The organism is Lacihabitans soyangensis, from assembly GCF_024343775.1.
Classification (GTDB): Bacteria; Bacteroidota; Bacteroidia; order Cytophagales; family Spirosomataceae; genus Leadbetterella; species Leadbetterella soyangensis.
The window spans coordinates 56341-68594 of the sequence record NZ_RJUF01000176.1; the positions used below are offsets into that span (position 1 = coordinate 56341).

Consider the following 12254-nt stretch of genomic DNA (forward strand, 5'->3'; position numbering starts at 1 on the left):
GACAGATTACAACCAAAAAAATACGAAAATGGCAAAACAAATTCTTTTCGATACAGACGCAAGAGATAAACTAAAAAGAGGTGTTGATACATTGGCCAACGCCGTGAAAGTTACTTTAGGACCAAAAGGTCGTAACGTAATCATTGACAAAAAATTCGGTTCACCAGCTATCACAAAAGACGGTGTAACTGTAGCCAAAGAAATCGAATTGGCAGATGCCATCGAAAACATGGGAGCTCAGTTGGTGAAAGAAGTTGCTTCTAAAACTGCTGACCAAGCGGGTGACGGTACTACTACTGCAACTGTTTTGGCTCAAGCCATCTACACTATCGGTGCTAAAAACGTAGCCGCTGGTGCAAACCCAATGGAATTGAAAAGAGGTATTGAGAAAGCTGTATCTGCAATCGTTAAAGAATTGCACGCTCAGTCAAAATCAATCACTACTTCGAAAGAAATCACTCAAGTAGCAACTATCTCGGCTAACAACGACCACGAAATCGGTCAAATGATAGCTGACGCTATGGATAAAGTAGGTAAAGAAGGTGTTATCACTGTAGAAGAAGCTCGTGGTACTGAAACTGAAGTAAAAACAGTAGAAGGTATGCAGTTTGACAGAGGATATCTTTCTCCATACTTCGTAACCAACACTGAGAAAATGGAAGCCGAAATGGATCGTCCATTTATCTTGATTTCTGAGAAGAAAGTTTCTTCTATGAAAGAATTACTTCCGGTATTGGAGGCAGTTGCACAAACTGGTCGTCCTTTGATGATCATCGCTGAAGATGTTGACGGAGAAGCTTTGGCTACTTTGGTAGTAAATAAAATCAGAGGTGCCTTGAAAGTGGTAGCTGTTAAGGCTCCTGGCTTTGGCGACCGTCGTAAGGCCATGTTGGAAGACATCGCTATATTGACTGGCGGTACTGTAATCTCGGAAGAAAGAGGTTTCAAACTAGAGAACGTAGAAATCACTATGTTGGGTCAGTGCGAAAAAGCTATTGTTGACAAAGACAATACTACCATCATCAACGGTGCTGGTGCTGAAGACGAAATCAAAGGAAGAGTAGGTCAAATCAAAGCCCAAATAGAAAGCACTACTTCAGACTACGACAAAGAGAAATTGCAAGAGCGTTTGGCTAAATTGTCAGGTGGTGTTGCTATTATCTACATCGGTGCTGCTACAGAAGTAGAAATGAAAGAGAAAAAAGACAGAGTAGACGATGCATTGCATGCAACACGTGCTGCTGTGGAAGAAGGTATTGTAGCTGGTGGTGGTGTGGCTCTTATCAGAGCTCAGTCAGCACTTGACGGTATCGAAATCGTTAGCCCAGACGAGAAAACTGGTATCAACATCATCAGAAATGCTATTGAGGCTCCATTGAGAACTATCGTAGCTAACGCTGGTGGCGAAGGTTCAGTAGTGGTTCAAGAAGTTAAAACTGGCAAAGGAGCTTATGGCTACAATGCTCGTGATGACAGATACGAAGACATGATTACGGCTGGTATCATCGACCCTACTAAAGTTACTCGTTTGGCACTAGAAAATGCGGCTTCAATCGCAGGTCTATTGTTGACTACTGAGGCTGTGGTATGTGACATTCAAGAAGACAAACCAGAAGCTCCACACATGCACGGTGGCGGCGGAATGGGCGGAATGATGTAATTCGTTCTAAAATATTCTTTAAAAAAGCCTGCATTTCGATGCGGGCTTTTTTTTTAGCACAATTTTTGCAATAACATTATGGACAAAACAACACCATAATGCCAAAAAGATTTTTTCACCTAACAATTTTATTTTTTTCACTGCTTGCCTGTGAAAAAGACGCAACTAAAGACCTTGGAATAGAAAAACCAATAGAGCCTAATAAAGAGTGTAAAATACTATCCAACACACGCTCAGACGGTCAGCAATATCAATTTGTGTTTAAGGAAAATACCCTTCAAAACATTATCGGATTTAATGATTTTGATACTTTCATTTACACAGCAGGAAAATTATCTCGAGCAGTGCATAGCAGGACAAAAAATGCCTATACGCTTTTTGAGTACAACGATAAAAACCAATTAAGTAAAATCACCTTTGAAGGAACTGACAGCCAAGGGAAAAAATTCAGCTACCCTACGGTAATTACCTATAACAATATAGGCAAAATCGACAAATTGGTTCTCAACTGGCCTACTTTCCCTGATAAAGTAGACACCAGATTTACCTACGATGCCAACGGAAACGTGAAATATATCACCGCATTCTTAAATGGAGAGTGGGAAACTATATTAGAAAATACGGAATTTGATGACAAGCCATCGCCCTATAAAAACCAGAAGATCGGCAATATACTTAGTTACTACATGGTTTATTCTCTATTGAGCGGTGGACTTAATTTTACGCAGTACCTTAACACCAACAACGTTAAAACCGCAGTTGTAAAAAGGGGATTTGAAAACATTACCTATCGTTACGAATACCAGTATAATACACTCGGATTTCCAACCAAGGTAGATTACACCCGAACCCTGAACAATAGACCAACTCCGATGTCTGAAAATTTTTCCTACGATTGCGAACTATAATGTTTTAGTTTTAAAGACATTAAGTTTTTTGTTCTTTTTTATTCCGAAAAGTATGCTTGGCTTCGCCAAATATTCCTAACTTTGTATCCCGTAATCAATCATTTAATACGATGCCATTGAGCGGGAAGCAAAAGAAAACTAAGTATATATTTGTCACGGGCGGAGTTGCCTCATCGCTGGGCAAAGGAATCATCGCCTCTTCATTGGCTAAACTACTACAGGCTAGAGGCTTATCTGTAACTATTCAAAAACTCGACCCTTATCTAAACGTTGACCCTGGCACACTCAATCCTTATGAGCACGGTGAGTGTTATGTGACTGACGACGGTGCAGAAACCGACCTTGATCTTGGACACTATGAGCGTTTTTTGAACGTTCAAACTTCTCAGGCTAACAATGTTACCACTGGTAGAATTTACTATAATGTACTGAGCAAAGAACGCCGCGGGGACTTTCTTGGCAAAACCGTTCAGGTAATTCCGCATATCACTGACGAAATCAAAAGAAATATCAGGATTCTGGGCGACAATGGCAAATACGACATCATAATCACTGAAATTGGAGGTTGTGTTGGAGATATCGAATCCTTACCATTTATAGAAGCGGTAAGACAATTAAAGTGGGAATTGGGTGAAAAAAACATGCTTACCATTCACCTAACCCTCGTTCCTTACCTAAAGTCAGCCGAAGAACTTAAGACTAAACCAACTCAACACTCCGTTAAACAATTACAAGAGTCGGGTATTCAGCCAGATATTATCGTTTGCCGTACAGAACATCATTTACCGGCAGACATTAGAAGAAAAATAGCCCTTTTTTGTAACGTAGAAATAAACTCGGTGATAGAAGCCATGGATGCCAAAACCATCTACGAGGTCCCTATGCTGATGAAAAAGGAAAAACTCGACCAACGTGTCTTATATATGCTCGATGTGTACAACGACCACGACGCCGACATGAAAAAGTGGGAGGAGTTTTTGCAAAGACTTAAAAAACCTGAATTCGAAGTTAATATTGGCCTTATCGGAAAATACGTTGAATTGAAAGACGCATACAAGTCGATCATTGAGGCATTTATACATGCAGGTGCTGAGAATAACTGCAAAGTAAAAATCTCATGGATTCACTCTGAGTCTCTGGTGGTGGGTAGTACCGAAGAAAAACTCAAAAACTTGGATGCCGTTTTGGTGGCACCTGGTTTTGGAGAGCGAGGAATAGAAGGAAAAATAGAAGCCGTAAAATATGTAAGAGAAAACAATATTCCATTCCTTGGGATTTGCTTGGGCATGCAAATGGCCGTAATAGAATATGCTAGAAACGTATTAGGTTGGACAGGTGCACATTCTACTGAAATGGAGAAAAACACCAATTATCCTGTGATTGACCTCATGGAAGATCAGCAAAATGTAGAAAATAAAGGAGGAACGATGCGTTTGGGTTCATACAATTGCAAACTGGCCGATAAATCTCTCGCCAAGAAAATTTACGGCAAATCTAAAATTTCGGAAAGACACCGTCACCGTTGGGAATTTAACAACAAATATCGCCAAGATTTTGAAGCCAACGGCTTATTTATTGGAGGTACTAACCCCGAAAATGACTTGGTGGAAATCATAGAAATTCCAACGAAAAGATTTTTCATAGGTGTGCAGTATCACCCAGAATTGAAAAGTACGGTTCTCCAACCGCATCCTTTGTTTATCAGTTTTGTGAAAGCCGCACTTGACTTCCAAAAATGGAAAAATTCAACAAAATAGTTGTAAAAGAACTTGAAGATGGCTCGTTTTCTCAAACCATTGAGGAAGCGAGCATCGATTCTTTACCAGATAACGACTTGCTGATCAAAGTCCATTTTTCCTCACTAAACTTTAAAGACGCCCTTTCTGCCTCAGGAAATAAAGGAGTCACCAAAAAATATCCCCATACTCCAGGAATAGACGCTGCCGGAATTGTAGTACAATCCAGTTCAACAGATTTTAAAGAAGGTGATGAAGTTATCGTCACAGGTTATGATTTGGGAATGAATACCTCTGGCGGTTTTTCAGAGTACATTTCGGTTCCTGCTTACTGGGCCATACCTGTACCGAGTGGAATAAGTCTAAAAGAATCTATGATTCTGGGTACTGCTGGTCTAACCGCGGCCATGTGTGTGGACAAACTTCTACACAATGGACTCACTCAAGGTCCCGTAATAGTAAGCGGTGCCACTGGTGGCGTGGGCACATTGGCTTTGATGATTTTGGACAAGTTAGGTGTAGAAACCATGGCTTTTTCAAGAAAAGAATCTGCTGTAGGATTTTTAAAGGGTCTAGGAACAAGCGAAGTAATCCATAGTTTTGAAAACACCGATCGTCCATTACTAAAGCCCATTTTCACGGCCGCTATAGATACGGTAGGCGGTACAATACTCGAGAATATCCTTAAGCTTATCAAACCTAACGGTGCAGTTTCAATCTGTGGAATGGCATTATCTCCAGCATTGAATACCACAGTTTTTCCATTCATATTACGAGGTCTATCACTTTTTGGAATTGATTCAGCCGAAGCCGACTACAAGTGGCGTAAGGATTTATGGCAAAAGCTTTCAAACGAATGGAAACCTAATAATCTCGAAGCCATTCAGAAAACAGTAGAATTGAGTGAACTGGGTAAGGAAATAGAAAAAATGCTTCGAGGCAATCAAATGGGTAGAATAGTGGTAAAGATTTCGTAAGTTCTAAATTGCGAGGTGAATTTCCTCTCCCTTATTGTTTTGGTGGTTTAATGTCCATAAACTCGTGTAGGTAGTTTCCACCTCAGAAGTTCCCATTTTTCTAAAAATAGAAATTTCCAGACCCAAGTTTTCCAGAAAAAGCTTTTCAATTTCATTTACTTTCATGTCACCTTCAATCGCAAATCCCTTAGGATTTACAATATTGGCAATTTCGAAAACCACAAAATCTCTATGTCCAAGACTCACAGCCTCTCCTTTTCTATAAATTTCAATTCTTAAAAAAGGAAAAGCGGTGTTAAACCCATTCATGAGCTCAGATATCCTCGTCGCAGAGTCAATCAATATTTTTTTACCGCCTTTCATACCTTATGTTTCAAATAGGCTTCAAAATTTGTAAAAAAAAAATTACGCAACTATGACTCAAATCAGTCATAGAAATTTTAGAAAAGAAAATTTAATCATTCATAATAGTTATCATGACAAAAGTCATATTTTTGACCAAACAATAAGGATAGTTTGCCAATGGAAGAGAAAAGTGACCAATTATATAATCAGTATTTCGTGGAAATTGACATTTTAAATCAATTCGAAGCTATTTTTAAATATGCCAATGAGGGTATTGTAATATCTGACGATCAAAGTAAGATATTGAAAATCAACCCCTCTGGTTTAAAAACCTTTGGATATGAACACGAAAACGAGGTTCTTGGTCAAAAAATTGAGATTTTGATTCCAAAAAGATTTCAAGAAAGACACGTCGGACACCGAGAAAAATATATGGAATCGCCACACGCACGCAGTATGGGTTTACAATTTGACCTCTATGCCCTAAAAAAGGGTGGCGACGAATTCCCAGTGGAAGTGAGTCTTAGTCCATTCAAAAACTCCCAAGGTAGCTTTGTCATTTGTTTCATTATCGACATTAGTACTCGAAAAAAGGCTGAAGAAAACGAAAAAAACTATAGAAAAGAGCTGGAAAAGGAGGTTGAAGAACGAACGCTTATTCTGAAAGAAGCCATACAGAAGCTTGAAAAAACCAAAAACGAACTTGATAATTCATTGAAGAGAGAACAAGAGCTCAACTCTATGAAGACCAAATTCATTTCTATTGCTTCGCACGAGTTCCGAACACCACTTTCTACCATTTTGTCGTCGCTTTCGTTGATGGAAAAATACAACGAGCTCAATGAGACTGAAAAACGAAACAAGCACAACGACCGTATTAAAAAATCCATTAAAAACCTCACTGATATACTCAATGACATACTTTCAGTTAATAAAATAGAAGAAGGAAAAGTGATTGTAAATCCTGAAAATTTCAATATTCAGAATTTTATAAATGAGCTCATTCAAGACTTACAAGGCCTTCTTAAACCCGGTCAAAAGATAAATTTCAAAGGTGCTGAAACCCCAGAAACTGTTGTCTTTCAAGATCCAAAATTGCTCAGACACATACTCATTAATCTCTTGACCAATGCCATTAAGTTTTCAAAGGAAGATAGCCCAATAGACATTAGTCTCAGACTAGAGCCTAACGAAATTTACCTTGAGGTGAAAGACTACGGTTTGGGAATTCCAAAAGCGGACCACGAGAAACTTTTTACAAGATTCTTCAGATCAAGTAATGTCGAAAATATACAAGGTACAGGACTAGGACTAAGCATAGTTCTGCAATACGTTAACTATCTAAAAGGAACCATTAAATTTTCGAGCGAAGTTGGCAAAGGCAGTGTTTTTAACGTAAATTTACCCAAAAACTTAAAGTCATCTAAAATCTAGGACCCATCATAAAAACAATCAGATGAAACGAATTTTGCTCATAGAGGACAATAACGAAATAAGAGAAAACACAGCTGAAATACTTGAATTGGACGGCTACGAAGTATTAACCGCAGAAAACGGCAAGATTGGAGTTGAATTGGCCGCTAGTTCAAAACCTGATCTGATTATTTGTGATATCATGATGCCAGTTTTGGATGGCTACAGTGTCTTACATTTATTGTCAAAAAACCCTGACACCGAAAATATTCCTTTTATTTTTCTCACGGCCAAGGCTGACCGTCAAGACTTTAGAAAAGGCATGGAAATGGGTGCAGACGACTATATCACCAAACCTTTTGACGATGTAGACCTGCTGAATGCCATTGAAAGTAGGTTTAAAAAAATGGAGTTGCTCGAAAAAAAATATTCGAGAAATATAGACGGGCTCAACAATTTGGTAAGAGATGTAGGTGGCGAACAAGAGCTTAAAAACCTTACAAATAACCGAGAAAAAAGAAAATACAAAAAGAAATCAGAGATTTTCAGAGAGGGAGACTTCCCACTTTATTTGTTTTATATAGAACAAGGAAAAATAAAAACCTATAAAACCAACGAAGATGGCAAAGAACTGATAATCAACCTTCACAACGAAGGAGATTTCTTTGGATACGTCAACTTGATGCGTGAAAACAGCTACATGGAATCAGCCGCGGCCTTGGAAGACTGCGAAATTACACTAATTCCCAAGTCTGAGTTTTTCAAACTTATCCACCAGAACAGACAAGTATCTCAGAAATTCATCAAAATGTTATCTGACAATATCAAAGAAAACGAGGACCAGTTGCTTAAACTGGCCTACAACTCTGTAAGAAAAAGAGTTTCAGAATGCCTTATTAAGTTTTTTGAGCAGAACGAAGATAAAAAACCAGTAAATGGATTGAAAATCAGTAGAGAGGACCTGTCCAATATGGCTGGTACTTCTATAGAAACTGCTATCAGAACACTTTCCGATTTTAAAGATGAAAAACTGATAGAAATTTCCTCAGGAAAAATAAAAATATTGGATCTTGAGAAACTACGCCGTCTCAAAAATTAACTTAGTCAGCTCTACAAATTGCAGATAATCAAGATTTTCTGCTCTTTTGTTGGCATAAGGAATTTCTTTGGTGGTAATTGGCTTGAGAGCATTCGATAGCATTTTTCGTCTTTGATTAAAAGCCGTTTTTACTACCAATTTAAATTTCTTGAAATCACAATCGAGAACTTTGTCATAATTTCTAACCAACCTGATTACGCCTGAATCAACTTTAGGTGGTGGATTAAAAGCTCCCGGAAGTACTGTAAAGCAATATTCAATATCATAAAAGGCCTGCAATAGCACACTCAAAATACCATAGTCTTTATTGCCCGGTTTTGAGGCTATTCGTTGACCCACTTCCTTTTGAACCATGCCCACAATCTCTTCAATCTGATCTTTGTGGTCTAAAACAGTAAAGAAAATTTGTGAAGAGATGTTGTAAGGAAAATTCCCAATAATTCCAAATTTCTGATTACCAGACACTTGCAACTTCTCTTCAAAGTTCATTTTCAAAAAATCCCCCTCTATTATTTTGTCCTCAGCAATACTGAAATTCTTCTTTAAATAAGCAACCGACTCGGTGTCTATTTCTACCAAAACCAAATCAAGTTCCTCTCTTTTCAGCAAATATTGCGTAAGAACTCCCATACCTGGTCCTATTTCTAAAACCAGTTTGTTACTGTTTTTGTCTTGATACAAATCCACTATTCTCTTGGCCGCATCGAGGTCTTTTAAAAAATGCTGACCCAAATGTTTCTTTGCTCTTACGTTTTCCAAATGAAATTCTTTTTATTGAAATAATACCCAAAATTAAGCATTAATTATTTAGTTTTAGGCAGAAAAACTTTCGAAACCTATATGGCAACCCAAAACCTCAACAAAGCAGAATCACAAACAAATGACAATTTTGATTTACTTCAAGATTTTGTAGATAACACCTCCGACATCATACTGATGTTGTCACTTGTGGGTGAATTTATGTTTGTAAATAATGCTTTTTTAGAACTTCTGGACTATTCTAGGGCCGAAATAAAGGAAATATCTATTGATGATATCTTACATCCGCAGTTTAAGGAATCCATAAAGTCGGACTTCGAAAAAATTAAAAACGGTGAGCCCATCTCCGATTTTTTGTTGGTTATACGCAACAAACAAAAGAAAAGAATTTACCTCTCCGGCGATATCAATTGTAGATATGTAAAGGGCGAGGCCGTGTCTTTCAGGTGTATTCTTAAAGACATTACACAAAGAAGGAGAGCTGAAGCAGCCCAAAACTTATACTACGCCATTGCTCAGAGTAACCTCAATACCAAAAGTTTAGAAGGTTTTTTGATGCAAGTTCACCAAAATCTTCAAAAGAACATTTATGCCAATAATTTCTTTGTGGCAGTTTATGAACCCGAGAACAATAGCATCTATTTTCCGTACCATGTGGATGAATATTATGAAACCGGCCAAAACTATCTTAAGAGAAAGTTGGGAAATGGCCTCATTGAATATTCCATTTTACAGAATAAACCACTGATTTTCAACAAAGAAGAATTATCTCTTTTGATAGAAAAAGAAAAACTTTTCATTTATGAGTCCAACTTACCTGCGGTGCAAATACTGGTTCCGCTAAAAATCAACGAGAAAACCATTGGAGTAATTGGCATAAAATCATATTCTGACGAAAACAAGTTTTCGAGTAGAGATCTTGAGCTTTTGGAGTTTGTTTCGGGCCAGATTGCCATCGCCATGGAGCGTAAAAAATCGGAGGAAGAACTGCTACTTCAAACTGCTCGACTTAACGCCATTTTTGATAGCAGTACGCATTATATTTGGACCGTCACACAAAAAAGACAACTGAGCTCATTTAACAAAAACTATCACAATCTCATTTACGAACAACTTGGAGTATCACCGACAATTGGAAGTAGCATAGAAAAACTTGGCTGGAAACTCATTAGCTCTGAAGACAAGCCCATTTTAAGAGAAAAATACAACCTGGCTTTTCAGGGTTTACCACAGTATTTTGAAATGCATTGGGGCGAAAAAGATGGTGGAAACAATTGGTTTGAGTTCTACTTAAATCCAATTTTGTCAGAAGACGACGGCCAAATAGAAGAGGTGTCAGGCATAGCAAGAAACGTAACTGAAAAGAAAAATGCACTTATAAACCTTCAAAAAAGTGAAAATAAGTTCAGAAACACCATAGAATCATTTATAGATATATACTACAGAACAGACCTCGCTGGTAATGTAATCATGATTTCGCCATCTGTTTTGGCACATACAGGTTACACAGTAGAAGAAGTTATTCATCAAAAGGTTGATAAATTTTTTGAAAACGCACAGAATTCTTCGCAGGATATAAAGGCCTTGCTCAAGACAGGCAGCATCACAAATTTCGAAGTTATCGTAAAACGCAAAGACCAAACCCTGAGGCAGTTTATGCTCAATATTAGGATGATTAAAGACTCCAAGGGAATTCCTATAGAAGTGGAAGGAGTAGCCAGAGATATAACTGAACTTATGAAAAGTGCGGAAGAACTAAAAAAAGCCAAAAATGAAGCTGAACACTCTTTGAAAATAAAAGAGCAGTTTCTGGCCAACATGAGTCACGAAATCCGTACCCCAATGAACGGAATCATTGGTATGATAGACGTACTAAACGAAACACCTCTCGAAAAAATCCAAAAAGATTACGTCCAAACCATCAAGAAATCATCAGAAACGTTATTGACGATCTTGAATGATATTCTGGATTTATCAAAAATAGAGGCTGGCAAAATGGAACTGGCCTACAAGCCATTTGAAATCAAGGAAACACTTAAAAATTTGGTGGCCTTGTTTAACCAAAAAGCACGAGAGAAAAACAACGAACTAATATTTGAGATAACACACGACACCCCTTCGTGTATTGAAGGTGACCAGATTCGGCTATTACAGATACTTTCGAATTTAACATCAAATGCCATTAAATTCACCCAAAATGGCCAGATTAAAGTTAGAGTTAGTAGCTCAGACCACGAGGATGGGATTGAAAAAATGATCAAATTCGAAATTATTGATACTGGAATTGGAATTTCAGAAGAAAATCAGAAAAAGCTTTTCAGCTCATTCCAACAGCTGGACATTTCTACAAAAAAATCTTTTGGCGGGACAGGTTTAGGTTTGGTAATATCTAAAGAACTATGTCGTCAAATGGGAGGCGAAATTGGCTTGATTTCACAACAAGGTCAGGGAAGTAATTTCTGGTTTTCTATAAAGGCCAAACCTGCCATACAGGCCGATGTAAATGCGAGCGAGTTTTCTGAAAACGAAATCTCTTTTAATAATTTCTTCAAAGATTACTCACCAAAAATATTGTTGGTAGATGATAATGCAGTTAATAGAAAAGTAGCCTCAGAAATTCTAAAAAAAGCAAATTGTACAGTAGAAAGTGCAGATTCAGGTCAGAAAGCCATTGATATTTTTACAGAAAATCAAGACTTCGATGTCATATTGATGGACATTCAAATGCCCGAAATGGACGGAATTGAAACTACCCAAAAACTAAAAGAAAAATTTGGCGATAAACTACCAAAAGTTGTGGCCATGACGGCCTATTCCATGCAACACGACCGTGAGAATTTCATATCGAAAGGTATGGACGATTATATTTCCAAACCTATTCGTGCCAATTTACTTATCAAGAAAGTGGCCGAATATATCAACGGAAAAATCACGATTAAAATTGATGACTCAGAAAAAAATTCTCCTGAAATAAAAGAAAATGCAAGTTTCGAAATCTCTCCTGAGATTCCAGAATTTGACCCGGAGGTAATCGAAAGTCTGAGAGAAATGGTGGGACAAGAAATGTTACTGTCTGTTTTTGAGGATTTTGAAAAGGAAGCAGAAGAACAAATAGCTAACGCCATAGCCGCCTTCCATAAAAACGATGTCGTGACCATTCAAAAGGAACTTCATACACTCAAAGGAAACTCCGGCACTATAGGTCTCATGCGAATTCATGAAATAACCAAAGACATAGAAGTACCTGCAAAAGTTGGCAATCTGGATGGATTTCAGGAAAGAGCAGCAATTCTGACCAAGGAATTTGAACAATTCAAGGCCAAATACGCAAATATTTAATCCCAAAAGAGTACATTT

General features: G+C 37.8%; 9 protein-coding genes. 7 read left to right on the forward strand and 2 right to left on the reverse strand.

What is annotated here, in order from left to right:
* Positions 1 to 28 precede the first annotated feature (28 nt).
* From groL to EGI31_RS17650, 4 genes are all read left to right on the forward strand, one after another.
* Positions 29 to 1660 (forward strand): chaperonin GroEL, encoded by a 1632-nt coding sequence (gene groL, locus EGI31_RS17635; RefSeq protein WP_255038474.1) that lies wholly within the window; start codon positions 29 to 31, stop codon positions 1658 to 1660.
* Between the two features lie 98 nt (positions 1661 to 1758).
* On the forward strand, positions 1759 to 2568 hold the full coding sequence (locus EGI31_RS17640; RefSeq protein WP_255038475.1) for a hypothetical protein: 810 nt from the start codon (positions 1759 to 1761) through the stop codon (positions 2566 to 2568).
* 110 nt (positions 2569 to 2678) lie between these two features.
* Positions 2679 to 4325 carry a CTP synthase gene (pyrG, locus tag EGI31_RS17645; protein WP_255038476.1) on the forward strand — a complete coding sequence of 549 codons (1647 nt, stop codon included), beginning with the start codon at positions 2679 to 2681 and terminating at the stop codon, positions 4323 to 4325.
* Complete coding sequence (locus tag EGI31_RS17650; protein ID WP_255038477.1) at positions 4304 to 5281, forward strand: YhdH/YhfP family quinone oxidoreductase; 978 nt, start codon at positions 4304 to 4306, stop codon at positions 5279 to 5281. The genes pyrG and EGI31_RS17650 overlap by 22 nt, the downstream gene beginning before the upstream one ends.
* A 3-nt stretch (positions 5282 to 5284) precedes the next feature.
* Here EGI31_RS17650 and EGI31_RS17655 read toward each other — a convergent pair whose 3' ends face one another.
* Entirely contained in the window at positions 5285 to 5644 is a 360-nt protein-coding gene (locus tag EGI31_RS17655; protein ID WP_255038478.1) for a hypothetical protein, read from the reverse strand.
* A 159-nt stretch (positions 5645 to 5803) separates the two neighbouring features.
* Here EGI31_RS17655 and EGI31_RS17660 point away from each other — a divergent pair, with 159 nt between their 5' ends.
* Both EGI31_RS17660 and EGI31_RS17665 read left to right on the forward strand, forming a co-directional pair.
* Complete coding sequence (locus EGI31_RS17660) at positions 5804 to 7060, forward strand: PAS domain-containing sensor histidine kinase (protein ID WP_255038479.1); 1257 nt, start codon at positions 5804 to 5806, stop codon at positions 7058 to 7060.
* Between the two features lie 22 nt (positions 7061 to 7082).
* A complete protein-coding gene (locus EGI31_RS17665) occupies positions 7083 to 8138 on the forward strand; it encodes a response regulator (RefSeq protein ID WP_255038480.1) in 1056 nt (351 codons plus the stop codon).
* On the opposite strand, the gene rsmA is transcribed toward EGI31_RS17665, so the two are convergent.
* Positions 8118 to 8897, reverse strand: coding sequence for a 16S rRNA (adenine(1518)-N(6)/adenine(1519)-N(6))-dimethyltransferase RsmA (gene rsmA / locus EGI31_RS17670; RefSeq protein ID WP_255038481.1), 780 nt, complete (start codon positions 8895 to 8897; stop codon positions 8118 to 8120). The two genes, EGI31_RS17665 and rsmA, sit on opposite strands and share 21 nt — an antisense overlap.
* Before the next feature lie 81 nt (positions 8898 to 8978).
* On the opposite strand from rsmA, the gene EGI31_RS17675 reads away from it, so the two are divergent.
* Positions 8979 to 12236, forward strand: coding sequence for a PAS domain S-box protein (locus tag EGI31_RS17675; protein ID WP_255038482.1), 3258 nt, complete (start codon positions 8979 to 8981; stop codon positions 12234 to 12236).
* Positions 12237 to 12254: the final 18 nt, after the last annotated feature.